We start from the raw sequence: 24,830 nt of genomic DNA, 5'->3' as shown, positions 1-24,830 counted from the left end.
GCTGCCATGCGTCTCGCGGGTAACCATGTCGCAAATCACCCAATCGTGGTAATTGACACGGACTGTAGATCGCCCTTAACCTTTCATTAATAACAAGGGCGAGCGGGGACAATGAATTCCTCACCAATGGCGCGAGCGCTTCGTGCGTGCGCAGTAGCCGGACTGGCGACAATGATGGGAGGCTGGGTGGCACCGGCCCTGGCGGCCGGAGCGATGACGACCGGCGGCGTCGCGTCGCAACCGATCGGCCATTATGATTTCTGCAGGCTCAATGCCCGCGAATGCGCGATCCGTCCCGGCAATCTTGCGCCAGCCGCGATGACGGACAGATTGTGGCGCAAGCTGGCCAAGGTCACCGCCAGGGTGAATGCCGCCGTCAAGCCGATGAGCGACATGGACATCTATGGCAAGGACGAGGTCTGGGCCTATCCCGCCAAGGGCGTCGGCGACTGCGAGGACTATGTGCTGGAGAAACGGCGCCTGCTGTCCCGAATGGGTATATCGCTTGCCGATCTTCTCATCACCGTGGTGCGCAAACCCGACGGCGAAGGGCACTCGGTGCTGACGGTGCGCACCGACAGGGGCGACTATGTGCTCGACAATCTGACCGACAAGGTCAAGGCCTGGGACGACACCGGCTACCATTTCCTCAAGCGCCAGGCGATCGACAACACCGGCCGCTGGGTCTCGATCCGCGGCGGCCAGCAGGTGCTGGTGGGGTCCGTGGAGTAGGGACTGCGGCGGGCGGCGCGCCCAACCGCCGGATGTCGGCCCCGCCCCTCATTGCCCTGCCGGGCATTTCTCCCCGTATAGTGACGGGGAGAAAGACGCTGTCATCGACGATTTCCCCAATTGCCGACGTCGCAAGAAATACGCCAAGGGCGCGGCTGTCTCCCTTCTCCCCGTCCTATACGGGGAGAAGGTGCCGGCAGGCGGATCAGGGGCGGCGCCGACGTTGCAGTCACGCGCCTCGCGCACTCCCCAAAAAAATTCCCACCCTCCATGAACCATTTCGGCCCGGCCGGCGACACACAGCCGTGAACCGAAACCAACCATGGAGACTTCAAATGACTGCTTTCCTGCGTAACACCCTTCTCGCCGCCGTCGCGGTGTTGGGCATGGCCGGATCCGCTCTCGCCGATCAGACCATTCGAAGCTGCGCCAACACCAATCTCAACGACCTGTGGAGCGGCCGCTGTTGCGGCGCCGCCGGCGCATCGGACTGCCTTGGCGGCGGCAATGGTGGCCGCGGCCATGGTGATCACGGCCGCGGTGGCAATGGCGGCAGCACGGCCGGCAAGAACTGATCTCATCACGGCGGCCCGCCGGCTGCTGCTGGCGGGCCGCCGTTTCGCGATCGGGAGCTCAGCCGCCGCGAGAGCCGGGCAAACCCGGCCTACCGCCGTCGTCCCAGCGCCGCTCGGATAGAGAAGGTTATGCCGCGCAGTTCCTCCTCGTCGAGCTTTTCGATGTTCTCGGCCAGGAGGTTGGCAAGCTCGGTCGCGGCCGGGCTCAGGCCCGACGTGTCGAGCCTGACGCGCGGATGCGAGCCTTCGGCCAGTCGCGCCAGTTCCTCCGCGTCGTCCCAGATGATGTTGAAATAGCCGATGATCTTCTGGATCAGCGTCCAGGTCGGCGCGCCGCGCCTTCCATGCTCGAGCGCCGACAGATAGGCGGCGCTGACGCCGATGGCGGCGGCCATGTCCTTCTGGGTGACGCCGCGCTCGGCCCTCAGCGCTCGCAGCCTCTCGCCTAACGGGGTCACGAGCCCATCCTCACGACCGGACCCGCCGCAGCCTGACATAGAGCGCGCCCGAGCCGCCATGGTTGCGCGCGGCGTGGTCGTGACTGGAGACCAGCGGCCGGAACGCCGGCGTTGAGAGCCAGGCCGGCACCGCGCGGCGCAGCACGCCGTCGCCGCCCGACGAAGAGCCCTTGCCGGTGATGACCAGGACATAGCGGATGCCGCCGGCATGCGCGCGGTGCAGGAAGGAAAACAGCAGCGAATAGGCTTCGTCCTGCGTCATGCCGTGCAGGTCGACGCGGCCTTCGATGGGCAGCCGGCCTTTCGATAGTTTGTCCAGCGTCGGCTCGTCGAGCACATGGGAGACATGCTGGGCCTTCGGCTTCGCCGCGCCTGCCGGACCGGCAACGGGCCGGGCTTGTTGCGTCGGCGCCGGCTTCGCCTCGATGCCGAAATCCGGGACAGGCACGGCGGCCTTGCCCTTCAGCGGCTTGGCCGTGCGCGCCACCAGGTTCCACAGCACCCGGTCGTCCTCGCTCAATCTGTCGCTGCGGCGGGTCATGGCTTGGACCCCGAGACGAGCGGGCGCGGCACCAGTGCGTAGAAATCGGCCGGATTGCGCACCACGCCGGCAATCTCGCCGGCGGCATCGCCCGACCCGGCGAAGAGATCTCCGCGCGCCGGCCCAGTGATGGCGGAGCCGGTGTCCTGCGCGATCATGAGGCGCCGGAACGGTTTTGCCTCGAAAGCCGTCAGCGATGGCGCATCGATGTAGAAGGGCGTGCCGAATGTGTGCAGCAGCCGGTCGACGGCGATCGAGCGGCCCGGCGTCAGCGGCACCTTGGCGGCGGCGATCGGCCCGAGCGTTGCGTCCTCGACCGCGGCCTCGCGGAAGAAGATATAGGAACGGTTCCGCCACAGGATCTCGTCGACGCGGCCCGGATGCGCCCTGAACCAGACGCGGATCGACTGCATCGTCACGTTTTCCAGCGGGATCTCGCCGAACTCGCTCAACACCTTGCCGGGCCCGGTGAAGCGCTGGCCGGACTTGGCGGCATAGGTGACGCGGCACAGCCGGCCGTCGGTCATGAGAAGCCGCGCCGCGCCCTGCACATGGATGAAGAAGGCATCGACCTTGTCGGCCAGCCAGGCGATCTCCAGGCCCTTGCCGGCGAGCGCGCCGCGCTCGATCGCGCCGCGGTCGAAATATTCGGCCGGCCCGTCCGGCGTCCGGCGCGCGAAAGCGAGATAGGGGTCCATTCCGTCGGGCCGGTTGGCGTCGTCGACATCGACGAGATCGGCGGGACGCGACAGAAGCGGCACGGCAAAACGCTCCGTGCGCACCGGCGAGGCCTCGACCTCCGGTTCGTAGAAGCCGGTGACGAGGCCGGCGCCGGTCTCTGGACGCACCTGCATGGGGACGAAATGACGCTCGAAGAAGGCGCGGGCCTCCGACCGGCTGGCAGGAGGGGCCGCGCGCGCCTCGGCATAGGCACCGGCAAAGGCGTCGAAGTCGACGCCGAGCGCGCCGCTGCGATAGGGCTTGGCCAGGACATGGAAGGCGGAGCGGCGAAAGGCCTCCAAGGCCGCCAGATGGTCGTCGTCATCCCAGCCGGGCAGAGCGCCGAAGGATCTTTCGCTAAATGCCTGATGGAAGGACACGACAGGCCCGCCGCGGTCAGGGATTCAATCTTCTTCTTCGGTGGCGACGAGCTTCCAGTTCGGGTCGCGCGAGCGCGTGTCGCGGGCGAAGGTCCAGACGTCCTTGACCTCGGCGACGGTTTCGGGGTCGCCGTCGATGACCGCACCGGCCTTGTCGCGCGTCGCCGAAATCAGCTCGCTGATGATGCGCAGCGTGACATGCGCCTCGCCGCCCTTCATCTCGGCCGAGACGATGTCGGCCTTGTCGATGCCGACGAAGGAGGACTGGATCTTTTCCGACCGCGCCTCGCGCTCGCCGATCGCGGCGACGAAACCGTCATAGACATCGCGCGACAGAAGGTTCTTCAGCGTTTTGCGATCGCCGTCGGCATAGGCCATGACGATCATCTCGTAAGCCATCTTGGCGCCGTCGACGAAACCCTTCGGGTCGAAGGACGGATCGTTGTCCTTGATCGTGCGCAGGCCCTTGTTGAGGTCGGTTCCGGGCTTGGCAAAGGCGTCGATGGCCGCATAGACCTCGCCGGTCGGCTCGCCGGGCTGGCGCTTGCGCGGCAGCGACACGACGTTCTCGGACTTCTGCGCATCCTTGTCGCCGGTGCGGGCGGCGGTGTAGGGATCGAAAGGCGGCCGTTCGCTGCCGGTACGACGGCCCAGCACATTGCGCAGCTGGAAAAAGATCACAACTGCCGCAATCAGAAAGAAAATCGTGCCGAAGTCGAAGAAACCCATATCTTCCGCCAATCAATCCTGCCCTCGGCCGGACCGCCCGGCCAACAGGGCAGCGGTCGCATAGCGTTCAACATGCAAACCATATAGAACGCAAGGCGCAATCATTCAAATCAAAGGCAGCCATACCTATCTAACAGCCTCGGCGCCAGCGGCCGGCGGCCGCTGGCAGGCAAAGCAGACCAACGCCAGAACGATCGGAAGGATCGGCAAGACTTGCGCATTTCGTTATTTCCCGTTTTTCTTCTGGCGCTTCCGCTGCTGGAGATCGCCGGCTTCGTCATCGTCGGGCGCCAGATCGGCGCGCTGGCGACGGTCGGCCTGGTGCTCGCGTCGAGCATCGCCGGGGCGCTGCTGCTCAGGCATCAGGGTTTTGGCGTCATGAGCCGCATCAGCACCGAGATGGGCGCCGGCCGCGATCCGAGCCGTCAGCTCGCGCACGGCGCCATGATCGTGCTCGCCGCGATCCTGCTGATCATCCCGGGCTTCATATCGGACATTTTCGGCATTCTCTTGTTCCTGCCGCCGGTGCGCGACCTTGCCTGGCGCAGGCTCAAGGGCCGCATCGTGGTAGCGACGAATTTCTCGGCCGGCGGCTTCCGCGGCCGGCCGCGCGACAGGGTCATCGACCTCGACGACGGCGATTATTCGCGCGAAGACGATTTCAAGCGCGGGCCGGACCACAATTCGCCATGGCGCCGGCTGAAGGACGACTGAGGCTATATTGATGTTCAGGTGATGCCGGCCTGACCTGAATCTCGACGCAGTCTGGATCCCCTCCGGTCGCAAGGCGGCAAACCTTGTCTTGTCATGCCGGCCATGGTAGCGAACGCCCGATTTCAATTCGGTCAGCAATGCTGCCCAGGCAAAAGGACACAAGGCTCATGGCCAGCAAAGATGACGCGCCGGTCGGCGCCAACGGAAACGGCAACACGGCGCAGCCCTCGCTCAACGTCCTTGCCCAGTATGTGAAGGATCTTTCCTTCGAGAGCCCCGGCGCGCCGAACTCGCTGCGCGGCCGCGACAAGGCGCCCGGCATCGCCATCAACGTCAACGTCAATGCCAACCCGCTCTCCGACAAGCAGTTCGACGTCAACCTGACGCTGAACGCCAAGGCGTCCTTCGACCAGGAAGTGCTGTTCAATGTCGAGCTGGTCTATGGCGGCGTTTTCGCCATCAGCGGCTTCCCGCAGGAACACATGCTGCCGATCCTGTTCATCGAATGCCCGCGGCTGCTGTTCCCGTTCGCCCGGCAGATCATCGCCGAGGCGACGCGCAATGGCGGCTTCCCGCCGCTGATGCTCGACCCGATCGATTTCGCGCAAATGTTCCAGCAGAAGCTGGCCGAGGACCAGGCAGCGTCGAAGGTCCAGGTGAGCTGATTCCGGCTCGTACGAATATTGCAGAAAGACCCGGCCTCGCGCCGGGTTTTTCGTTTTAGAGGCTGGTGCGGCCGGTTTGGCCGCAGAGCCCCCGACCTCGTCATCCTAGGGTCTCCGCGACGTCGCTTCGCTCCTGCTCCGCCGTACGATGACGAAGGCGAGGAGAACGACGCGTCCTAGGCGCCCATCACCTTCAGCCAAAGCGCCTTCTCGCCAAGCGTGGCGACCATGCCGGCATGCGCAGCGCGCTCGGCTTCGCTCAGGCGCGGGGGCAGGGCGATCGGCCGCGCGCCGACCGAGATATCGATGTCTGCCACTTCGCCCGCGCCGTTCATCTGCACTGAAACGGTGTCCAGGATCAGAGCCGTCTGCTTGCCGCCGATCAGCTCGATATAGACTTCGGCCAACAGCTCCGAATCCAGCAAGGCGCCGTGCTTGGTGCGCCGCGCATTGTCGATGCCGTAGCGCCGGCAGAGCGCGTCGAGCGAATTGGGACCCATCGGATGCCTGCGCCGCGCCAGCGCCAGCGTGTCGACGACGCGCCCGATGTCGACGGCCGGATGGCCGAGCCGGCCGAACTCGACATTGAGGAAGCCGATGTCGAAGGTGGCATTGTGTGCGACCAGCTTGGCGCCGTCGGTGAAGGCGATCCACTCCTCGACGATCTCGGCGAAGGACGGCTTGCCTTGCAGGTCCGCCATGCTGATGCCGTGCACGGCCTGCGCCTCGGCGTGGATCGAGCGGCCCTGCGGGTTGATGTAGTGGTGGAAGGTCTTGCCGGTTGGAAAGCGGTTGACCAGCTCGACGCCGCCAAGCTCGATGATGCGGTCGTCGCGCATGTCGAGGCCGGTGGTTTCCGTATCGAAAATGATCTCACGCATCGAATCAGTCGCTCCTGGTGAGCAGAATCGTGAGAGCGGAACAAAATGGCAATGGGCAATGACTTTTTTCCTTCTCCCCCTGTGGGAGACGGAAAAGAGGCGCCGATCTAACCTCTCAAATCCGCGATGATAGCTTTGACCTCAGCCCGCGCGGCATCCAGGCCCCGGCTGGTATCGATGACGAAGTCGGCCTGGCGGCGCTTTTGCGCATCCGGCACCTGGCTGGCCAGGATGGAGGCGAGTTTCTCTTCGTTCATGCCGGGCCGCGCCAGCACGCGCTGGCGCTGGACTTCGGCCGGCGCGGTGACGACGACGACCTTGTCGACGCGGTCGCGGCCGCCGGTTTCGAACAGGAGCGGAATGTCGAGGACGGCAAGCGGCGCGCCGGCGGCGCGGTTGCGCGCCAGGAACGCGTCGGCGTCGGCGCGCACCAGCGGATGGATGATCGCTTCCAGCCTTTTCAGCGCGGCCGCATCGCCAAGCACCCGAGCGCCGAGCTTTGCCCGGTCGACGCCTCCGGCGCCGGTGGTTCCTGGAAAGGCGGCCTCGACCAGGGGGGCTGCCTTGCCGGCATAGAGGCGATGCACCGTCTCGTCGGAATCGTGGACCGGGACGCCGGCCTCGGCAAACATTTTCGCGGTGGTCGACTTGCCCATGCCGATCGAACCGGTGAGGCCGAGCACGATCATGGTTTTGGCGCCAGATCGGCTTCGACGAGCGCGCGCAATTCGGGTGTGACACGGGGCCGGACGCCGAACCAGCGTTCGAAACCCGGCGCCGCCTGGTTGAGCAGCATGCCGAGACCGTCCACCGTCTTCAGCTTGCGCGCGCTTGCCGCGGCAAGCAGCGGCGTCTCGAGCGGCACATAGACGATGTCGGTGACGATCGCGTGGTCCGGCAAAAGGGCCGGGTCGGCGGCGAGACCCTCATTGCCTTGCATGCCGAGCGCCGTGGTGTTGATGAGCAGGCCGGCATCGGCAAGCAGTTCACCGGTCACCGCCATGCCGTGCGCCGAGACACCGACGCCGAACCGGTCGCGCAACTCCGCCGCCCGGGCAAGCGTGCGATTGACGATGCGGATATCGTGGATGCCCCGCTGCTTCAGCGCGTGGATGACGGCGCGCGAGGCGCCGCCGGCGCCGAGCACCACCGCCGGGCCATTGGATGCCCAGCCCGGCGCGTGATCGTCGAGATTGGCGGCGAAGCCATGGCTGTCGGTGTTGCCGCCCCACAATTGGCCGTCCTCCAGCCACAGCGTGTTGACCGCGCCGATCTGCTGGGCCGCCTCGTCAAGGTGCTCGACCAGGGCGAAGGCGGCCTCCTTGTGCGGGATGGTGACATTGCCCCCGAAATAGCCGTTCGCCTGCAATGTGCTCAGGAATTCGGCGAAATCCTGCGGCGCGACATCGATCGCCTGGTAGCTGCCGTCGATGCCGTATCTGGCCAGCCAGTGGCCGTGGATCTTCGGCGAGCGCGAATGCTTGATCGGGTGACCGGTGACGAAGGCCTTTTTGGTCGCCTCAGCCATCGATCGCTCCCAGCGTGCGCAGTTCGGCCAGCAGCGGCAGCAGCGGCAGGCCGACAATGGTAAAGTGGTCGCCCTCGATCTTCTCGAAGAGCTGGATGCCTTCGCCTTCGACCTGGTAGGCGCCGACGCTCGACAGCGCCCTTGAGCCGACGCGCGCCAGATGGCGGCCGATGAAGGCCGGGTCAAGCTTGCGCATGGTGAGGCTGGCGATGCCGACATGGCGCCACAGCACCTGGCCGTCGCGGACCAGGACCGCGGCGCTGTTGAGCTGATGGGTCCTTCCCGACAGCGCCAGCAGATGGCGGCGCGCCCCTTCCATGTCGGCCGGCTTGTGGAACACCTCGTCGCCGAGCGACAGCGTCTGGTCGCAGCCGAGCACCAGCGCGCCGGGCCTGCGCCCGCTCACTTCGGTGGCCTTGGCTTCGGCCAGCACCAGCGCGACATCCTCGGGCGAGGCGCCGCTGCCTTGCAGGGGCGCCTCGAGCGCGCGCTCGTCGACATCAGGCGCAACCGCCTCGACGTCGATGCCGGCACCGAGGAGCATCGCCTTGCGGAACGGACTGCCGGAGGCGAGGATGATTTTTTCGGTCATGCTGGTTCACCCAGGGTTGGCGTTCCATCGCGCACCCCTCACTTCTCTCATCTGCACCTACCGCGTCTTCCCCCGCAGGGCAACGATTGCCGCCGCCGTCTCCTCGATCGAGCGGCGGCTGACGTCGATCATCGGCCAGCCATGGCGGGTACAGATCTGGCGGGCATAGGCGAGCTCCTCACTGATGGCGGCGCGGTCGACATAGTCGCCTGGCACATAGGCGCTGCTGTTGCCGAGGATGCGGTTCTGGCGGACATGCGAGATGCGTTCGGCGGTGGCGACAAGGCCGACGATCAGCGGCGTCCTGGCGTTGACCAGGCTTTCGGGCACCGGCACGCCGAGCACGATCGGAATGTTGGCGGTCTTGATGCCCCTGTTGGCGAGATAGATGCTGGTCGGCGTCTTGGACGTGCGCGAAATGCCGACCAGCACGATGTCGGCATCGTCCATATTGGCCGGCAATTGGCCGTCATCATGTTCCATGGTGAAGTTGAGTGCGTCGATGCGGCGGAAATATTCGGCATCGAGGACGTGCTGGGCGCCGACGCGGCGGCCGGCCGGCGTGCCCAGATAGGACTGGAAGACGGTGAGCACCGGCTCCAGCACGGAGACGCAGGGCAGGCCCATGGCGGCGCAGCGCTCGTCGATGCCGCGCGCCAGCTTCTGGTCGACGACGGTGTAGAGAATGATGCCCGGCTCCTCCTCAATGTCCTCGAACACCTTGGCCACCTGTTTTTCGGTTCGGATGAGCGGGTAGATGTGCTCGATGGCGCGCGCATCCTTGTATTGCGCCGAAGCCGCACGGCCGGCCGCGAGCAGCGTTTCGCCGGTGGCGTCGGAGATCAGGTGCAGGTGGAAGAAGCTCTGGGGTTTGTTCACAGGGTTTACCTAGGGCTGTGGGCGGATGTGGATAAAGCAGGGTTCGGAAAACCCGCCGGCCGGAGCGACTGTATCAGATGCCGGTTTGTCCACAATTCGATGCGCTGTAGGCTTCGTCGGGCGGCTGGGGACAAGTCCGTGGACGAAGATTTCTGCCTTTTGTCTGTCCACAGGACGTACCTGCAGGATCGCTGCTCTAGCGTGTTGAGTCCAATGGAAGATTCCGGCTCGTCCCCAGAACCATGCAAGCGGCGATTGGAAATGCGCGACAATATGCTTGCTGGTGTTTTGACGGCCAAAGCGGGACAGGTGACAACCACCACAACCAACAGACTCTTAGAATCAGAAGATTCTTTAAAATAAGATATTTGATTAAAGAGAAAGCCGGGAGAGGCGAGCGCTCTATGCCTGCAAGACGGATCATGCTGGACGTGCTGAAGGGTGAGACGGTGTTTCCGCCGCCGCTCTGGATGATGCGCCAGGCCGGGCGCTATCTGCCGGAATACCGCGAGACGCGCCGACGCGCAGGTTCATTCCTCGACCTCTGCTATGATCCCGACCTTGCCTTCCAGGTGACCATGCAGCCAATCGAGCGCTTCGGCTTCGACGCTTCGATCCTGTTCTCCGACATCCTTGTCGTTCCGCATGCGCTTGGCCGCGACGTGCGCTTCGAAGAGGGGCGAGGGCCGCTGCTGACGCCGATCACGGCGGCTGAAATCGCGGCCCTGGACAGCACGGTGTTTCACGTGAATCTCGAACCGGTCTACGAGACGGTTCGCCGGTTGCGGACGAAACTGCCCGATGAAATCACGCTGATCGGCTTCTGCGGCGCGCCATGGACGGTGGCGACCTACATGATCGCCGGGCACGGCACGCCGGACCAGGCGCCGGCGCGGCTGTTCGCCTATCGCGAGCCGGCGGCGTTTCGTCGGCTGCTCAAGGTGCTGGCCGATCATTCGGCCGCCTATCTCATCAGGCAGATCGAGGCCGGCGCCGATGTGGTGCAGATATTCGATTCCTGGTCCGGCGTGCTCGACGATGCTTGTTTCGAGCTGTTCTGCGTCGAGCCGGTGGCCGAGATCGTCAGGCAGGTTCGAGCGGTCCATCCCGATGTGCCGATCATCGGTTTTCCCAAGGGCGCCGGTGCGCGCTACCGGAGCTATCGCGAGAAGACCGGCGTCACGGGGCTGGGGATCGACTGGACGGTGCCGCTGGAGACAGCGAAGGCGTTGCAGCGGGAAGGGGCCGTCCAGGGCAATCTCGATCCGCTGCGGCTGGTCGCCGGCGGCAAGGTGCTGGCCGACGGCGTCAGCGCGATCCTGGAGAGCCTGGGAAGCGGACCGTTGATCTTCAATCTTGGCCACGGCATTACCCCGGAAACGCCGATTGCGCATGTCGAGGCGATGGTGAAACTGGTGAGGAGCGCGACACGCTGATGGCCGGGATGAGCAACACCAACAGCACGGGCCAGGCGATGATGCGCATGGTGATCGGCATCGTGGCCCTGGTCGTGCTCACCGCGCTGCTGTTTCTGGCGGCCCCAGACGGCTTCTATCTCTGGGCCAAGGCGATCCACGTTCTTGCCGTCATCTCGTGGATGGCGGGCATGCTCTATCTGCCGCGGCTGCTGGTCTATCACGCTGATGCCGAGAAGGGTTCGGTGCAGTCGGAGACTTTCAAGGTGATGGAGCGCCGGCTGCTGCGCGGCATCATCAACCCGGCGATGATCGTCACCTGGGTATTCGGCCTATGGCTGGCCTGGAAAGGTTTCGGTTTCCAGGGCGGCTGGCTGCACGGCAAGATCGCGCTGGTGCTGGTTCTGTCGGGCATCCACGGCTATCTGGCCGGCGCTGTGCGAAAATTCGCTGAGGATCGTAACGAAAAACCCGCGAGGCACTGGCGGATCGTCAACGAGATCCCCACATTGCTGATGATCGCTATCGTGATCCTGGTCGTCGTCAAGCCGTTCTGAACCTTCAGACCTCTCTCACGACCTGCTAAAAGGCGGCTTGCTCTTTCAGCCGGCCGACGATAAAAGACGGGTCTTCCTTCCCGTCATGCGCCGCCCTTCATTGCTTTTGGCCGCGCCCGGCATTTATCGCATCCCGCCGATTTCCTCCCAAAAGCCTACCCAGAGTCTATCCTAATGCAAGAAATGAAACTCACCGAGTTCAAGAACAAGAAACCGCCAGAGCTGATCGCCTATGCCGAATCGCTCGAGGTGGAGAACGCCAGCGTCATGCGCAAGCAGGAGCTGATGTTCGCAATCCTCAAGAAGCTGGCCGCCCAGGACATCGAGATCATCGGCGACGGCGTGGTCGAAGTCTTGCAGGACGGTTTCGGTTTTCTGCGCTCGGCCAACGCCAATTATCTGCCGGGTCCCGACGACATCTATATTTCGCCCTCGCAGATCCGGCGCTTTTCGCTCAAGACCGGCGATACGGTCGAGGGGCCGATCCGCAGCCCGAAAGAGGGCGAGCGCTATTTCGCGCTGCTCAAGGTCAACACGATCAATTTCGACGATCCCGAAAAGATCCGCCACAAGATCCACTTCGACAATCTGACGCCGCTTTATCCGACCAAGCGGCTGAAGATGGAGATCGACAACCCGACCTCCAAGGATATCTCGCCGCGCGTGATCGATCTGGTGGCGCCGATCGGCAAGGGCCAACGCGCGTTGATCAACGCGCAGCCGCGTACCGGCAAGACGGTTCTCATGCAGAACATCGCCCACTCGATCACCGCCAACCATCCGGAATGCTACCTGATCGTGCTTCTGATCGACGAGCGGCCGGAGGAAGTGACAGACATGCAGCGCTCGGTGAAGGGCGAGGTGATCTCCTCGACCTTCGACGAGCCGGCGGTGCGCCACGTGCAGGTCGCCGAAATGGTCATCGAGAAGGCCAAGCGGCTGGTCGAGCATGGCCGCGACGTCGTCATCCTGCTCGATTCGATCACCCGCCTCGGCCGCGCCTACAACACCGTGGTGCCGTCCTCCGGCAAGGTGCTGACCGGCGGCGTCGACGCCAATGCCCTGCAAAGGCCGAAGCGCTTCTTCGGTGCCGCCCGCAACATCGAGGAAGGCGGTTCGCTGACCATCATCGCCACCGCGCTGATCGATACCGGCAGCCGCATGGACGAAGTTATCTTCGAAGAGTTCAAGGGCACCGGCAACTGCGAAATCCAGCTCGACCGCAAAGTGGCCGACAAGCGCATCTACCCGGCCATGGACATTCTGAAGTCGGGTACCCGCAAGGAAGACCTGCTGGTGCCGCGCGCTGACCTGCAGAAGATCTTCGTGCTGCGCCGCATCCTGGCGCCGATGGGAACAACCGACGCGATCGAGTTCCTCATCGACAAGCTGAAGCAGACCAAGACCAACGCGGACTTCTTCGATTCGATGAATACGTAGTTCGCAGAGCGAACTCCACTTCTTCGTGATCCTCGGGCTTGACCCGAGGATCCATGCCATGGCCTCGGCCAAAGAGCGCGGCGGACTGGATCTTCCACCTGTTGCAGCGCTCGAAAGTCACGGCATGGATCCTAGGGTCTCCGCGACGGAGCTTCGCCCTAGGATGACGAACTCTGTGGTCTTCGTCGCAATAGCCCTTCCAATTCATCCGGATCGCTCACCGCCGGCAAACACACCTGCCCCGTGCACAGCCACGCGCCCGGCCTGTCGGCGGGAGGCAGGATCCCGCCCGGCAACAGCGGTCGATTCGCCTGCGTGCCGAGCGCCACCACAATATCCACCCGGCGCGGATCGGGATTGCGATTCGCTACCGGAACGAGCGTTGGATTTGTCAAATCGTCCACAAGCACCAGCTTTAGCGGCTCTATGGCGAGCGCCGAGGCGTTGAGGATGCCGGCCTGGCCATAGGCCTGGTGCGCCGCGCGGCCGGCGGCATGTTCGGCGACTTTCGTCGCTTTCTCCTGCAGGTCGAGATCGCTGGTCAGCGCGGCGAGCCGGACGAGCGCCTCGATGACCTGACCGGTGGCCGACGCAATAGCCTCGTCGACATCGCCCCTGATGCGGATCGGCACGTCGGTGCTGTCGGATGCCGTGAGATAATAGCCGGTGCCGTCGGCATCGGCGTGCCAGCGGTCGAGCTGCTCGACGAATTGCCGGGCCCGATCGGCGTAGCTCCAGTCGCCGGTGGCTTCGAACAGGGCGATCGCCGCATTGGTCATCGACGCATAGTCGCTCGACAGGGCCGGGAACAGTTTCTTGGCGCCGAGCATGGAATGCGGCAGCCGTCCGCCCTCGGCGGAAGAGGCGATCTGGTCGAATGCGGTCTTGGCCGCGTCGATCCAGTCTTGCCGCGCCAGCGAGCGGCCGGCCTCGGCAAGTGCCGAGATCATCTGGCCGTTCCAGTCGGCGAGGACCTTGCCGTCGCGGCCGGGCCTGACGCGCCATTCCCGGACCGCCAGCAGCCTTGCCTTGAGAGCGGCCAGAAGCGGTTGCTCGGCAATGCCTTGCCCCTGCTGGGCCAGCGTCTGGTGGATGACAGGCTTGCCTTCCCAACCGGGTGGGCTGGAGAGCATGAAGCGGTTGAAAAACAACGGAGAATCGTCGCCGAGCGCGGCCTCGATCTCTTCCCGGCTCCAGGTGTAGAAAAGGCCCTCCTCGCCCTCGCTGTCGGCATCGAGACTGGCGGCGAAGGCGCCGCCATCGAGGCGCATCTCACGCAGCAGCCAGCCGATGGTCTCCTCGATTCGGACCCGGAACAAACACTTCCCGCTCGCGGCATGGGCCCAGTTGCAAAAACGGATGAGCTGCGCGTTGTCGTAGAGCATCTTTTCGAAATGCGGCACCAGCCATTGCGCGTCCGTGGAATAGCGGCTGAGACCGCCGCCGACGTGATCGTAGATGCCGCCGGCCAGCATCCGTTCGAGGCTCAGGAGGACATCGTCGCGGTGACCGGCATTGCCGTCGCGCAGCCACGACAGCCACAGTGTCTGCATGAATGGCGCATTGGGGAATTTCGGCGCGCCGCGCAGGCCGCCGAGATCCTTGTCGATCATGCCGTCTATGCCTCTGGCGAGCGCGGCAAGCGTGTCGCGGTCGAGCGCGGTGCGGGCATGCGCGCCGGCGAGCCGGGTTTCGACATGCGAAGTCAGCCCGTCGGCGCTCTGGTTCAGGCTTGCTCTTTTCTCGCGCCAGGCCTTGTCGATCGCCTCCATGACCTGGATGAAGCCCGGGCGGCCATAGCGCGGCTCGCGCGGGAAATAGGTGCCGCCCCAGAAAGGCTTGCCGTCCGGGGTCAGGAACATGGTCAGCGGCCAGCCGCCCTGCTCGCCCATCGAGGACAGCGCCGCCATGTAGATCTGGTCGATGTCGGGACGCTCCTCGCGGTCGACCTTGATATTGACGAACAGACGGTTCATGACGGCGGCGACGTCGTCATTCTCGAAGCTTTCATGGGCCATGACGTGGCACCAGTGGCAGGCGGCATAGCCGATCGACAGCAGGATCGGCCGATCCAGCGCCCTCGCCTCGTCAAGCGACGCCGGCGACCAGGCCCGCCAATGCACGGGATTGCCGCTGTGCTGCTGCAAATAGGGGCTGGCTTCGTCGGCAAGCAGATTTTGCGCAGGCAGTGTCACGATGAGCGGTCCGGCGAAACAGGGGTTGGATAGTGAAGCTAGGGCGGTCCAACAAGGCGGGCAAATGATTTCGGCCGACACCATCGTCGCGCTTTCCAGCGGCCGCCTGCCCGCCGGCGTCGCCGTCATCCGCATTTCGGGGCCAAAGACTCGATTCGTTGTCGAAACGATCGCCGGCGGTATGGTTAAGGGCCGCGTGGCCAGCCTGCGCAAGCTGCGGGCGCCCGATGGCGGCGTGCTCGACAGTGGTCTGGTGATCTTTTTCCCCGGCCCCGGCAGCTTCACCGGCGAGGACGTGGCGGAATTCCAGGTGCATGGCGGCCGCGCCGTGGTGGCGAGGCTGTTGGAGACGATCGCCGGTTTCGAAGGCGTCAGGCACGCCGAAGCGGGCGAGTTTACGCGCCGGGCCTTCCTTAATGGCAAGGTCGATCTGGTAAGGACGGAAGCGCTGGCCGATCTGGTCAACGCCGAGACCGAGGCGCAGCGGCGCTTCGCGGTGCAGAATGCCGAGGGCGCGCAAGCCGAGCTTTATCTGAGCTGGCGGCGGCGGCTGATCCATGCGCGCGCCATGATCGAGGCCGAGATCGACTTTGCCGACGAGGACGATATTCCCGGGTCCGTTTCGGACACGGTCTGGTCTGACGTCTCGGCGATGATTGGGGAGATCGACCGCCACATTGCCGGGTTTCGTGCCGGCGAAATCCTCCGCGACGGGTTCGAGGTCGTTATCCTCGGCGCCCCAAACGCCGGCAAGTCGAGCCTGTTCAACGCTTTGGCGCGGCGCGATGCAGCTATTGTAACGGATGAGCCAGGCACGACGCGGGACCTGCTCGAGATCGTACTTGACCTCGAAGGCCTGCGGGTCAGGCTGACCGACACCGCAGGCCTGCGCGATGCGGCCGGCAAGGTGGAAGCGATCGGCATCGAGAAGGCGCGAGCCAAGGCGCATGGCGCCGACCTCTTGCTCATCCTCGTGGATATGGCCGACCCGCATCCCGTTGCTCTTCAACGCGAGGGGATCGCGACCCTGCGCGTGGGCACCAAGCTCGATCTGGTGCACGGGCAAGCCGCTGCCGGGGGCTATGATCGCGCCATCTCGACGAAGGACGGGACCGGCGTGGCGGAGCTGTTGACCGAGATCGCCAGGCTCGCGGCCGCGCAGGTCGGCGAAGCGGGCGACATCCTGCCCTCACGGCTTCGCCACGTTGAATTGCTAGGCGATGCCAACCGCTTCCTGCTGCGCGCGGCCGAGAGCCCGGACGCCGGGCAGGAACTGCGCGCCGAGGATCTGCGGCTGGCCGCCGACCGGCTCGGCCGGATCGTCGGCGCTGTCGATGTCGAGGACATGCTGGATGTGATTTTCTCGCAGTTCTGCATCGGGAAATGATTCACGTGGAACATTGTCGGGGCGCGGACGCCGTCAAGCCTCCCTTCTCCCCGTCACTATACGGGGAGAAGGTGCCGGCAGGCGGATGAGGGGCAGCGCTGACCTCGGCTTCTATCACGACGGGCCCGGCCGATGACTCACGTGAAACAGAAGGGCTCTCCGACCGACGTTGTTTCACGTGAAACGGCTGCGCCGGGGTCAATCGCCAGCGTCGGCGCTACCCCGCACTTGCCTGCCGGCATTCTCTTATCCGGCATTCTCTTATAAGGACGGGGAGAGGGCGCGCTGTTATTTCCAGTTTCGGCAATTATCAGCCTTGTAAATGAAGGTGCCGGCTTTGCGGTCAGCGCTGTCTCCCTGTGCCAGGGAGAAGTGCCGACACGGCGCCGGGGGGCGGCGCCGGCGGTCGATACACGTGACTCACGTGAAACACTACAATGAGGCTCGCCGTCCTGTTTCACGTGAAACTCCCGCGAAGTTTCTTGACACCGTCCCGCTGCGGGGACATCTCTCCACCAAACTTCGAATCCAGGGCGTTTTGAAATGACCGATCACTATGATGTGGTTGTGGTGGGTGGCGGCCATGCGGGCAGCGAGGCGGCCAGCGCGGCTGCGCGTGCGGGCGCCAGGACAGCGCTGGTGACGCTGCGTTTCGACACGATCGGCGTGATGTCCTGCAATCCGGCCATTGGCGGGCTCGGCAAGGGCCATCTGGTGCGCGAGATCGACGCCATGGACGGACTGATGGGCCGGGTGGCGGATGCCGCCGGCATCCAGTTTCGCCTGCTCAACCGACGCAAGGGGCCAGCCGTGCGCGGCCCGCGCACCCAGGCCGACCGGAAACTTTACCGGCTCGCCATGCAGGAGGCGGTCAGGCAGCAGGGCGGTCTCGATGTGATCGAGGGCGAGGTGCTCGACTTCGACATCGACGATTCGGGGTGCCTGCGCGCCGTTCTCCTGGCCGACGGCCGGCGCCTTGCCTGCGGCGCGGTGGTCCTGACCACCGGAACTTTCCTGCGCGGGTTGATCCATATCGGCGAGAAGAAGATCGTCGCCGGCCGCATGAACGAACAGGCGAGCCTTGGCCTGTCGGCGACGATGAGCCGCGCGGGCTTCAAGCTCAGCCGCCTGAAGACCGGCACGCCGCCGCGCCTCGACGGGCGCACCATCGACTGGGCGTCGCTGGAAAGCCAGGCGGCGGATGACGAACCGGTGCCGTTCTCGCTGCTGACCGACCGCATCGAGACGCCCCAGATCGAATGCGGCATCACGCGCACGACCGCGGCCACGCATGAACTGATCCGCGCCAATCTCGGGCGCTCGGCCATGTATTCGGGTTCGATCGAAGGCGTCGGGCCGCGCTACTGTCCGTCGATCGAAGACAAGATCGTCAAGTTCGGCGACCGCGAAGGCCACCAGATTTTTCTCGAGCCGGAAGGCCTGGACGACGACACGGTCTATCCCAACGGCATCTCGACCTCGCTGCCGGAGGAGGTTCAGCTCGAAATCTTGAAGACCATCCCGGGGCTGGACCGAGCGGTGATGCTGCAGCCCGGTTATGCCATCGAATATGACCATGTCGACCCGCGCGAGCTCCATCCGACGCTGGAGACAAAGCGCGTCGGCGGCCTGTTCCTCGCCGGGCAGATCAACGGCACGACCGGCTATGAGGAGGCCGCCGCGCAAGGCCTGCTCGCGGGCCTCAATGCCGCAAGGCGGGCGTCGGGCAGCGAGCAGGTCGTGCTCAGCCGCACCGAAGCCTATATCGGCGTCATGGTCGACGATCTGACCAGCCGCGGCATCAGCGAGCCTTACCGCATGTTCACCTCGCGCGCCGAATTCCGGCTTTCGCTGCGCGCCGACAATGCCGACGAGCGGCTAACGCCGCTGGCTGCAAGGCTGGGTATAGCGTCAGCCCGGCGGATGCGGCGGTTCGGCGAGGTGGAGCAGCGCCTCGCCGAAGCGCGCCGGCTGGCGCTCGGCGTAAAGCTGACACCCAACGAGGCGGCGCGCCACGGGCTGGAGGTCAATCGCGACGGCGTGCGCAGATCCGCCTATGAACTGCTCGCCTATCCCGGCGTCGACGTGGCTTGGCTGGCCCGAATCGATAGGAATTTCGGGACGATCGACGCCAGGACGGCGGAGCGCCTCGAAACGGAAGCGAAATATTCGGTTTATCTCGATCGCCAGAAGAGCGACGTCGCCCAAATCCGGCACGAGGAAAGCCGGCTCATCCCCGAGTCGCTCGACTTCGCCGAGGTGCCGGGACTATCGAACGAGCTGAAGCAGAAGATGCATGCGCGGCGACCGCGTTCGGTTGCCGACGCGCAGCGCATGGAAGGCATGACGCCGGCGGCGCTGGCCATCATCGTCGCTCATATCAGGCATTCCGAGAGCGCGCAAAGGGACGTCGCGTGAGCGCTGCCTCCTGGGAGAGCCTGCGCAACGCCGCCGGTCCCGTTTCACGTGAAACATTCGATCGCCTGGTGGCGTTCGAAGAGATGTTCCAGAAATGGAACCGCAGCATCAATCTGGTCGCGCAATCCACGGCCGGCGATGTCTGGCAACGCCACATACTGGACAGCGCGCAGCTCTGGCGAATCGAGGATAAAGCGCTGCGATGGGTCGATATCGGCTCGGGCGGCGGATTTCCGGGACTGGTCCTGGCGTTCCTGCTTGCCGAGCGTGACGGCGCCAGCATCGACCTGGTCGAAAGCAATCGCAAGAAAGCGGGATTCCTGCAAGCCGTCGTCGGCCAGTTCGGTCTGCCGGCGCGTGTCGTCGCGCGCCGCATCGACGACAGCCATGCGCTTGTCGCGGCACCGGAAATCGTCACGGCGCGGGCGCTGGCGCCGCTTTCGACCTTGCTTGAGCTGGCGGGGCCGTGGCTGACATCAGGCGCGCGCGGGCTGTTCCACAAAGGCCGGGATTACCGCGCCGAAGTGCAAGAAAGCGTTAACCGCTGGAGCTTCGATCTGGTAGAACATCCAAGCATGACCGACCCTGGCGGCGTCATCCTTGAACTGTCCAATGTGCGACCTGTCTGAACAAAGACCTGTCCGAATCCGTGTTGGCGACCCAAAATGAATTCCTGGCATAGACCCATGATGAAGAACGGCCCTCGAATCATCACCGTAGCCAACCAGAAGGGCGGTGTCGGCAAGACCACCACTGCCATCAACCTGGCCACCGCGCTGGCGGCGATCGGCGAGAAGGTGCTGATCGTCGACCTCGATCCGCAAGGCAATGCCAGCACCGGCCTCGGCATCGACCGCAAGGACCGCACGGTGTCGTCCTATGACGTGCTGACCGGCGAGCTGGAGCTTGAGGAGGCGGCGATCCCGACGGCGGTGCCCGGCCTGTCGATCGTGCCGTCGACCCTCGACCTGCTCGGCATCGAGATGGAGATCGCCTCGGCGCCGGACCGGGTGCTGCGGCTGCGCAACGCCCTGCGCGCCGCATCGGCGCGTTCGGCCGGGTTTGGCTATGTGCTTATCGACTGTCCGCCGTCGCTCAATCTTTTGACCTTGAATTCGATGGCGGCAGCCGATTCCGTTCTGGTGCCGCTGCAATGCGAGTTCTTCGCGCTGGAAGGTCTCAGCCAGCTGCTCGAAACCGTCGAGCAGGTGCGCCGCTCGATCAACCCGGATCTCACCATCCAGGGCATCGTGCTGACCATGTATGACGGCCGCAACAACCTCGCCAACCAGGTGGTGCAGGACGTGCGCGAGCATATGGGGGACAAGGTCTACGAGACCATCATTCCGCGCAATGTGCGGGTGTCGGAAGCGCCGTCCTACGGCAAGCCGGCGATCCTCTACGACCTCAAATGCTCCGGCAGCCAGGCTTATCTGCAGCTTGCGTCGGAAGTGATCCGCCGCGAGCGTAAATTGCGCGCCGCTTAACAAGCGGCCGCGCATGGAGCAAAAACCGATTCGATACCGAAACAATCTGGAACCGAAATGAGCGAAGACCTTTCGAGAAAGAGACTAGGCCGCGGGCTGGCGGCGCTGATCGGCGAGATCGACCGTCCGAGCGCGCCGGAGAAGCCTGGGATGAGTGCCGACGGGAAGGTGCCGATCGAGTTCCTGACGCCCAATCCGAAGAACCCGCGCCGACATTTCGGCGACGCCGAGTTGACCGACCTGGCGCAATCGATCCGCGAGCATGGGGTGGTGCAGCCGGTGGTGGCGCGGCCTTCGCCGTCGCAGGCCGGGCGCTACGAGATCATCGCCGGCGAGCGGCGCTGGCGTGCCGCGCAACGCGCCGGATTGACCGAGATCCCGGTCATCGTGCGCGAGGTCAACGACCGCACGGCGCTGGAACTGGCAATCATCGAGAACGTCCAGCGCGCCGACCTCAACCCGGTCGAGGAAGCGCTCGGCTATCAGCAGCTCATCGACGATCACGGCTACACCCAGGCCGATCTCGGCCAGGTCATCGGCAAAAGCCGCAGCCATGTCGCCAACACGTTGCGGCTGCTGAAACTGCCCGACGTGATCCGCGACATGCTGGTCGACGGGGCCTTGTCGGCGGGCCATGCCCGCACGCTGGTGACGGCGGAGGACCCGGCAGGGCTTGCCAAGCGCATCGTCGAGGAAGGGCTCTCGGTGCGCCAGGCCGAAGCGCTGGCGCAGATGCCGGCCGGTCCGACCCCGGCGAAGCCGAAGCAGGCGAAAAGCGCGCCGGAAAAAGACGCCGACACGCTGGCGCTGGAAAAGCTGATGACCGGCACGCTCGGCATGATCGTGACCATCGACCACACGAACAAAGGCGGCGAGATTCGCGTGGCGTACCGGACGCTGGAGCAGCTTGACGAGCTGTGTCGGAGATTGAAACAAGAGCGGTAGTTAGCCGGCGAACTTCAACAAAGCGGAAGCTACAACGCAGGGAAAACGAGGGCTGGCTGTCCGCCAGCCCTTTCGTTTGAAGCGCTGGCGATTGGCGAAAAAGCAGCGCCATCGGCATCCGTCGCCAGCCGCGCTCGCGGCTTGACAGTGCCCGGCAACGGCGTAACCTCTATTAGACAAGGCTTAAATTAATTGCCCTAGCGTGCCGGTCAGTCGCGGCGAGGGCTATCTGCCATTCCTGCAACAGGCGTGAAATGGCACCGCCTCGCCAAAGCAATATGCCGACGCGCGCCTGACGCAAATGGGAGGTGCAAATGGCAGTCCGTTGGCAATTGTCCGGAAGTTACTTCGAAAACTGTAGCTGCGATGTCGTGTGTCCTTGCCTGCTGTCCACCAACGCGCAGCTGACATCAAGGCCGACGAAAGGCTTTTGCGACGTCGGCCTGGTCTTTCATATCGATACGGGCAGTTACGGCGACGTCCGGTTGGATGGGCTCAGCGTCGCCATGGTTGCCCACACGCCGGGTCCGATGGCAGACGGCAATTGGACGGCCGCCGCCTATATCGACGAACGGGCCGATGACAGGCAGACAGAGGCGCTAGGCGCCATCTTCACTGGCGTCGCGGGCGGCCCGATGGCGGTGCTGGCACCCTTGATCGGCACGAATCTCGGCGCCAAGAAGGTGCCGATAAGCTACTGGATAGACGGCAAGAAGCGGTCGGCGGAGATTGCCGGCGTCATGCGGATGGCGGTCGAGCCGCTGCCGACGATGCGCGAGGACGGGCAGATGTGGGCGGCCACCGGCCATCCCGTCAATCCCGACTGGCTCGCCTTGGCGATGGGGGCGGAAGGCAGTACATTCAGCGACCATGGCATGAGCTGGGACAATTCCCGCCGAAACGGACACTACGCCCCGATCAACTGGTCTGGCCAGCAGTAGCCGTTGGCCGCATGGTACGGGACGTACTTCGTCCATGGTGCAGACGTTGCAGCGATACATCATTCTCGCGCTGCTGATCGCTATCGCGGCGGCGGCATGGACCTTGCTCATCCGGCAGCAGGCGGGCATGGGCGCGGACATGCGCATGGAAATGTACTCCCTCACAATGGGCATGAAGGCGCCGCTGTTTCTTGCCGTCTGGATGATCATGATGATTGCCATGATGTTTCCGACGGCCGCACCCATGATCCTGACATTTCACCGGGTCCAGGCGGGCAAACGGGGCCGGGGCGAGACCTTTGTCTCGAGCTGGGTGTTCGTGGCCGGGTACATGCTAGTCTGGGGCGTGATGGGCGTTATCGCCTTTGCCGGCGCGGCGGGTGCGGAGATGCTCGCCGGGCATGTGGGATTGTCCACGGCGACGGCCGCGCGTTTCGGCGGCGCGCTGCTGATGCTTGGGGGCGCCTACCAACTTTCCCCACTGAAGGATCTGTGTCTGGCCAAATGCCGCACACCGATCGGCTTCATCCTGACCTCATGGCGCGATGGTTACTGGGGCGCGGTTCGCATGGGTCTGGAGCATGGACTTTTCTGCCTGGGCTGCTGCTGGCTTCTGTTTCTCGCCCTCTTTCCTCTCGGGATCATGAACGTTGCCGCAATGGCCGTGGTCACCTTGCTGATATTCGCGGAAAAGACCCTGCCGTCTGGAAATGGGATCGCGAAGCTGTCGGGGATCGCTCTGCTGCTCTATGGCGCGGCGGTGCTGGTCTTTCCACAGGCGCTGCCGACCTTTGAGCCGGTAGGCGCCATGACAATGAATTGACCAACGGAGGCAGCGCCCGGCGCCAAAGGGCCTAACGTTGCGCCAATCTCGCGCTCTCCACCGCGATCCCGAGCAGCGCCTGCCTTGCCAGCGCCACCGACAGGTCCGGCCTTCGCCGCGTCTGCAGCACGGCGGTCTGCAGCCGGGTCAGCGCGCGGCCGAGCGCCTCGACGCTCCAGCGTTCCAGCGCCTTCTCCACCAGCTTGCGGCGCGAGAAGAAAACCGGCGGGCGCGCCGCCGCCACCACCGACGCGGCATTGCGGCCGCCGGCCTCCATCTGGCCGCGCATGGACTGCATCGCCTGAAACTGCCGCATCGCCGAGGACAGCACCAGGAAGGGTTGGCCGCCTGCCTGGCAATGGCGGGTGAAGGCGGTGTCGAACTCGCCGACCTTGCCTTCGAGAAGCGCGTCGACGGCATCGTCGAAGGACGCGCCGGACACGTCGCCGGACATCGCCCTGACGTCGTCGAGGCCGATTTCCTTCTGGCCATGGACATAAAGCAGCAGCTTGTCGATCTCGCCGCGCGAGGCCAGCCGGTCGCCGCCGAGATTGCGGCGCAGCGCCTGTCTTGCCTCAAGCGTCATCGTCGCGCCGGTCTTGCGCAGCTCGTCGTCGATCACGGCATCGATGTCCCTGGCCTCGTCGGCATAGCAGGGCAGCGCCATGGCGTTGTCGGCCGCCTCGACGACGGCGCGCAGCCCGACGCCCTTCTTGAGATCGCCGGCCTCGATGAGGATGATCGCGTCCCGCACGGGCTCCGCCGTCAGCGCCTTGACGTCGTCGGCCAGCGCCTTCTGGCCGCCGGCATTGCGCACCCACAGCAGGCGGCGGTCGGAAAACATCGGCACGGTGCGCGCCTCGTCGAGCAGCCGGCCTTCGTCGCGCTCGACTTCGGAGCCGTCGAGCCTGACCACCGAGAAGGGGTCGTCGAGCGGCAGGCCGGTCGCGGCGGCAAAAGCCTTGGCGCGCTCCGAGACGAGGCCCCGATCGGGGCCATAAAGCAGGACGATCGCCATGCGCGGGTCCGGCTTCGCGAGCCAGGAATCCACTTCGTATGCTTTCTTCTGTGCCATCGAGGGTGGTTAGCATGATGTTGGGGCGGAGTGAACGTTTTCCAGTTCACCTCGGAAGAACTGCTTCGAGGGAAGATCGACCCCACCCCGTCGAGCTTCGCTCGACACCTCTCCCCCGATCGACGGGGGAGAGGAAGGGTGCGAGCTCGCCAAGTTTGACGCCTTTCCTCTCCCTCCGGAGGGGGAGAGGTGGCCCGGCGCAGCCGGGACGGAGTGGGGGGAAGCCGTTTGCCAAACGCGCCGCCGCTCCAAGACACGCGCAACCCCGGCGAGGAAGAAAACCCAGGCAATCAGGCGGAGCATCGCTTCGATGAAAGGTCGACCCCCACTCCGTCGAGCTTCGCTCGACACCTCTCCCCCGATCGACGGGGGAGAGGAAGGGCGCGAGTTCGCCAAGGTTGGCGCCTTTCCTCTCCCTCCGGAGGGGGGAGAGGTGGCCCGGCGCAGCCGGGACGGAGTGGGGGAAGCCGTTTGCCAAACGCGCCGCCGCTCCAAGACACGCGCAATGACCGGCGAGGAAGAAAACCGGGTAATCAAGCGGAAGCAATGCTTCGAGGGAAGGTCGACCCCCACTCCGTCGAGCTTCGCTCGACACCTCTCCCCCGATCGACGGGGGAGAGGAAGGGCGCCACGTTTGGCGGACCCGCGATTCTCCTCTCCTTCCGCAGGCGTGAAGTGGGCGCGGCAGCCAAGCTTGCCAAACAATCACCTTATCTGGCGACAAACCTCACGCGACCTTGCGCCTAATTGCGC

Annotated in this window: 25 protein-coding genes; 14 read left to right on the top strand and 11 right to left on the bottom strand. The window is 64.8% G+C overall.

The window, feature by feature from the left end:
- Positions 1-111 precede the first annotated feature (111 nt).
- Positions 112-732 (top strand): transglutaminase-like cysteine peptidase, encoded by a 621-nt coding sequence (locus tag LB545_RS03240; protein ID WP_140491861.1) that lies wholly within the window; start codon positions 112-114, stop codon positions 730-732.
- Positions 733-1,067: 335 nt separating this feature from the next.
- On the top strand, positions 1,068-1,307 hold the full coding sequence (locus LB545_RS03235; protein WP_224704416.1) for a hypothetical protein: 240 nt from the start codon (positions 1,068-1,070) through the stop codon (positions 1,305-1,307).
- An 89-nt stretch (positions 1,308-1,396) separates the two neighbouring features.
- Here the strand turns inward: LB545_RS03235 and LB545_RS03230 are convergent, their stop codons facing one another.
- The 4 genes from LB545_RS03230 to LB545_RS03215 are packed head-to-tail and all read right to left on the bottom strand — an operon-like array spanning position 1,397 to position 4,135.
- Positions 1,397-1,765, bottom strand: coding sequence for a helix-turn-helix domain-containing protein (locus tag LB545_RS03230; RefSeq protein ID WP_140625315.1), 369 nt, complete (start codon positions 1,763-1,765; stop codon positions 1,397-1,399).
- Between the two features lie 10 nt (positions 1,766-1,775).
- Complete coding sequence (locus tag LB545_RS03225; RefSeq protein ID WP_140625316.1) at positions 1,776-2,306, bottom strand: Smr/MutS family protein; 531 nt, start codon at positions 2,304-2,306, stop codon at positions 1,776-1,778.
- Positions 2,303-3,406, bottom strand: coding sequence for a murein transglycosylase A (locus tag LB545_RS03220; protein WP_224704415.1), 1,104 nt, complete (start codon positions 3,404-3,406; stop codon positions 2,303-2,305). Before LB545_RS03220 ends, LB545_RS03225 begins: the two co-directional genes overlap by 4 nt.
- Before the next feature lie 24 nt (positions 3,407-3,430).
- The gene (locus LB545_RS03215) at positions 3,431-4,135 is read right to left on the bottom strand and encodes a Tim44/TimA family putative adaptor protein (RefSeq protein ID WP_224704414.1); all 705 of its coding nucleotides are present in this window, start codon (positions 4,133-4,135) and stop codon (positions 3,431-3,433) included.
- 213 nt (positions 4,136-4,348) lie between these two features.
- On the opposite strand from LB545_RS03215, the gene LB545_RS03210 reads away from it, so the two are divergent.
- Together LB545_RS03210 and secB are read left to right on the top strand one after the other, a co-directional pair.
- Positions 4,349-4,849: an FxsA family protein gene (locus LB545_RS03210; RefSeq protein ID WP_140491873.1), complete on the top strand. Its 501-nt coding sequence runs from the start codon at positions 4,349-4,351 to the stop codon at positions 4,847-4,849.
- Positions 4,850-5,016: 167 nt separating this feature from the next.
- A complete protein-coding gene (secB, locus tag LB545_RS03205; RefSeq protein WP_140491875.1) occupies positions 5,017-5,514 on the top strand; it encodes a protein-export chaperone SecB in 498 nt (165 codons plus the stop codon).
- A gap of 176 nt (positions 5,515-5,690) precedes the next feature.
- On the opposite strand, the gene dnaQ is transcribed toward secB, so the two are convergent.
- The 5 genes from dnaQ to LB545_RS03180 form a co-directional block, all read right to left on the bottom strand.
- Positions 5,691-6,395, bottom strand: a complete 705-nt coding sequence (dnaQ, locus tag LB545_RS03200; RefSeq protein WP_140514104.1) for a DNA polymerase III subunit epsilon — start codon at positions 6,393-6,395, stop codon at positions 5,691-5,693.
- Positions 6,396-6,502: 107 nt separating this feature from the next.
- Positions 6,503-7,084 (bottom strand): dephospho-CoA kinase, encoded by a 582-nt coding sequence (gene coaE, locus LB545_RS03195; RefSeq protein WP_140728727.1) that lies wholly within the window; start codon positions 7,082-7,084, stop codon positions 6,503-6,505.
- Positions 7,081-7,923, bottom strand: a complete 843-nt coding sequence (locus LB545_RS03190) for a shikimate dehydrogenase (RefSeq protein ID WP_140728726.1) — start codon at positions 7,921-7,923, stop codon at positions 7,081-7,083. Before LB545_RS03190 ends, coaE begins: the two co-directional genes overlap by 4 nt.
- On the bottom strand, positions 7,916-8,515 hold the full coding sequence (locus LB545_RS03185; protein WP_140524478.1) for a Maf-like protein: 600 nt from the start codon (positions 8,513-8,515) through the stop codon (positions 7,916-7,918). Before LB545_RS03185 ends, LB545_RS03190 begins: the two co-directional genes overlap by 8 nt.
- A 57-nt stretch (positions 8,516-8,572) precedes the next feature.
- Positions 8,573-9,394 (bottom strand): pyruvate, water dikinase regulatory protein, encoded by an 822-nt coding sequence (locus LB545_RS03180; RefSeq protein WP_140728725.1) that lies wholly within the window; start codon positions 9,392-9,394, stop codon positions 8,573-8,575.
- Positions 9,395-9,798: 404 nt separating this feature from the next.
- Between LB545_RS03180 and hemE the strand changes: the two genes are divergently transcribed.
- From hemE to rho, 3 genes are all read left to right on the top strand, one after another.
- Positions 9,799-10,830, top strand: coding sequence for a uroporphyrinogen decarboxylase (gene hemE, locus LB545_RS03175; protein WP_224704413.1), 1,032 nt, complete (start codon positions 9,799-9,801; stop codon positions 10,828-10,830).
- On the top strand, positions 10,830-11,366 hold the full coding sequence (gene hemJ, locus LB545_RS03170; RefSeq protein ID WP_140524481.1) for a protoporphyrinogen oxidase HemJ: 537 nt from the start codon (positions 10,830-10,832) through the stop codon (positions 11,364-11,366). The genes hemE and hemJ overlap by 1 nt, the downstream gene beginning before the upstream one ends.
- Positions 11,367-11,540: 174 nt before the next feature.
- Complete coding sequence (gene rho / locus LB545_RS03165) at positions 11,541-12,806, top strand: transcription termination factor Rho (RefSeq protein WP_140491913.1); 1,266 nt, start codon at positions 11,541-11,543, stop codon at positions 12,804-12,806.
- A 158-nt stretch (positions 12,807-12,964) separates the two neighbouring features.
- Here rho and LB545_RS03160 read toward each other — a convergent pair whose 3' ends face one another.
- Complete coding sequence (locus tag LB545_RS03160; protein WP_224704412.1) at positions 12,965-15,001, bottom strand: thioredoxin domain-containing protein; 2,037 nt, start codon at positions 14,999-15,001, stop codon at positions 12,965-12,967.
- A gap of 64 nt (positions 15,002-15,065) precedes the next feature.
- On the opposite strand from LB545_RS03160, the gene mnmE reads away from it, so the two are divergent.
- The 7 genes from mnmE (at position 15,066) to LB545_RS03125 (ending at position 23,002) form a co-directional block, all read left to right on the top strand.
- Positions 15,066-16,388 carry a tRNA uridine-5-carboxymethylaminomethyl(34) synthesis GTPase MnmE gene (mnmE, locus tag LB545_RS03155; RefSeq protein WP_140559172.1) on the top strand — a complete coding sequence of 441 codons (1,323 nt, stop codon included), beginning with the start codon at positions 15,066-15,068 and terminating at the stop codon, positions 16,386-16,388.
- 543 nt (positions 16,389-16,931) lie between these two features.
- The gene (gene mnmG, locus LB545_RS03150; protein ID WP_224704410.1) at positions 16,932-18,806 is read left to right on the top strand and encodes a tRNA uridine-5-carboxymethylaminomethyl(34) synthesis enzyme MnmG; all 1,875 of its coding nucleotides are present in this window, start codon (positions 16,932-16,934) and stop codon (positions 18,804-18,806) included.
- Complete coding sequence (rsmG, locus tag LB545_RS03145) at positions 18,803-19,435, top strand: 16S rRNA (guanine(527)-N(7))-methyltransferase RsmG (RefSeq protein ID WP_140559174.1); 633 nt, start codon at positions 18,803-18,805, stop codon at positions 19,433-19,435. The genes mnmG and rsmG overlap by 4 nt, the downstream gene beginning before the upstream one ends.
- 57 nt (positions 19,436-19,492) lie before the next feature.
- Positions 19,493-20,293, top strand: a complete 801-nt coding sequence (locus LB545_RS03140) for a ParA family protein (protein WP_140491929.1) — start codon at positions 19,493-19,495, stop codon at positions 20,291-20,293.
- 57 nt (positions 20,294-20,350) lie between these two features.
- Positions 20,351-21,238 carry a ParB/RepB/Spo0J family partition protein gene (locus LB545_RS03135; protein WP_140491933.1) on the top strand — a complete coding sequence of 296 codons (888 nt, stop codon included), beginning with the start codon at positions 20,351-20,353 and terminating at the stop codon, positions 21,236-21,238.
- A 314-nt stretch (positions 21,239-21,552) separates the two neighbouring features.
- Positions 21,553-22,179: a DUF1326 domain-containing protein gene (locus tag LB545_RS03130; RefSeq protein ID WP_224704407.1), complete on the top strand. Its 627-nt coding sequence runs from the start codon at positions 21,553-21,555 to the stop codon at positions 22,177-22,179.
- A 34-nt stretch (positions 22,180-22,213) separates the two neighbouring features.
- Positions 22,214-23,002, top strand: coding sequence for a DUF2182 domain-containing protein (locus LB545_RS03125; RefSeq protein WP_140524490.1), 789 nt, complete (start codon positions 22,214-22,216; stop codon positions 23,000-23,002).
- 31 nt (positions 23,003-23,033) lie between these two features.
- On the opposite strand, the gene holA is transcribed toward LB545_RS03125, so the two are convergent.
- The gene (gene holA, locus LB545_RS03120) at positions 23,034-24,077 is read right to left on the bottom strand and encodes a DNA polymerase III subunit delta (protein ID WP_140524492.1); all 1,044 of its coding nucleotides are present in this window, start codon (positions 24,075-24,077) and stop codon (positions 23,034-23,036) included.
- Positions 24,078-24,830 lie beyond the last annotated feature (753 nt).

Origin of the sequence: Mesorhizobium sp. BR1-1-6 (assembly GCF_020165355.1) — a bacterium.
Lineage (GTDB): Bacteria > Pseudomonadota > Alphaproteobacteria > Rhizobiales > Rhizobiaceae > Mesorhizobium.
Note: the sequence above shows the minus strand (reverse complement) of the source record. Positions and strands in the feature narration are given on the sequence as shown.

What these genes read in the sequence shown, in the direction of transcription:
- LB545_RS03240 (WP_140491861.1), top strand. Translation starts at nt 112, where the DNA reads ATGAATTCCTCACCAATGGCGCGAGCGCTTCGTGCGTGCGCAGTAGCC.
- LB545_RS03235 (WP_224704416.1), top strand. Translation starts at nt 1,068, where the DNA reads ATGACTGCTTTCCTGCGTAACACCCTTCTCGCCGCCGTCGCGGTGTTG.
- LB545_RS03225 (WP_140625316.1), bottom strand. Translation starts at nt 2,306, where the DNA reads ATGACCCGCCGCAGCGACAGATTGAGCGAGGACGACCGGGTGCTGTGG.
- LB545_RS03215 (WP_224704414.1), bottom strand. Translation starts at nt 4,135, where the DNA reads ATGGGTTTCTTCGACTTCGGCACGATTTTCTTTCTGATTGCGGCAGTT.
- secB (WP_140491875.1), top strand. Translation starts at nt 5,017, where the DNA reads ATGGCCAGCAAAGATGACGCGCCGGTCGGCGCCAACGGAAACGGCAAC.
- dnaQ (WP_140514104.1), bottom strand. Translation starts at nt 6,395, where the DNA reads ATGCGTGAGATCATTTTCGATACGGAAACCACCGGCCTCGACATGCGC.
- coaE (WP_140728727.1), bottom strand. Translation starts at nt 7,084, where the DNA reads ATGATCGTGCTCGGCCTCACCGGTTCGATCGGCATGGGCAAGTCGACC.
- LB545_RS03190 (WP_140728726.1), bottom strand. Translation starts at nt 7,923, where the DNA reads ATGGCTGAGGCGACCAAAAAGGCCTTCGTCACCGGTCACCCGATCAAG.
- LB545_RS03185 (WP_140524478.1), bottom strand. Translation starts at nt 8,515, where the DNA reads ATGACCGAAAAAATCATCCTCGCCTCCGGCAGTCCGTTCCGCAAGGCG.
- hemE (WP_224704413.1), top strand. Translation starts at nt 9,799, where the DNA reads ATGCCTGCAAGACGGATCATGCTGGACGTGCTGAAGGGTGAGACGGTG.
- hemJ (WP_140524481.1), top strand. Translation starts at nt 10,830, where the DNA reads ATGGCCGGGATGAGCAACACCAACAGCACGGGCCAGGCGATGATGCGC.
- rho (WP_140491913.1), top strand. Translation starts at nt 11,541, where the DNA reads ATGCAAGAAATGAAACTCACCGAGTTCAAGAACAAGAAACCGCCAGAG.
- mnmE (WP_140559172.1), top strand. Translation starts at nt 15,066, where the DNA reads ATGATTTCGGCCGACACCATCGTCGCGCTTTCCAGCGGCCGCCTGCCC.
- mnmG (WP_224704410.1), top strand. Translation starts at nt 16,932, where the DNA reads ATGACCGATCACTATGATGTGGTTGTGGTGGGTGGCGGCCATGCGGGC.
- LB545_RS03140 (WP_140491929.1), top strand. Translation starts at nt 19,493, where the DNA reads ATGATGAAGAACGGCCCTCGAATCATCACCGTAGCCAACCAGAAGGGC.
- LB545_RS03135 (WP_140491933.1), top strand. Translation starts at nt 20,351, where the DNA reads ATGAGCGAAGACCTTTCGAGAAAGAGACTAGGCCGCGGGCTGGCGGCG.
- LB545_RS03130 (WP_224704407.1), top strand. Translation starts at nt 21,553, where the DNA reads ATGGCAGTCCGTTGGCAATTGTCCGGAAGTTACTTCGAAAACTGTAGC.
- LB545_RS03125 (WP_140524490.1), top strand. Translation starts at nt 22,214, where the DNA reads ATGGTGCAGACGTTGCAGCGATACATCATTCTCGCGCTGCTGATCGCT.
- holA (WP_140524492.1), bottom strand. Translation starts at nt 24,077, where the DNA reads ATGGCACAGAAGAAAGCATACGAAGTGGATTCCTGGCTCGCGAAGCCG.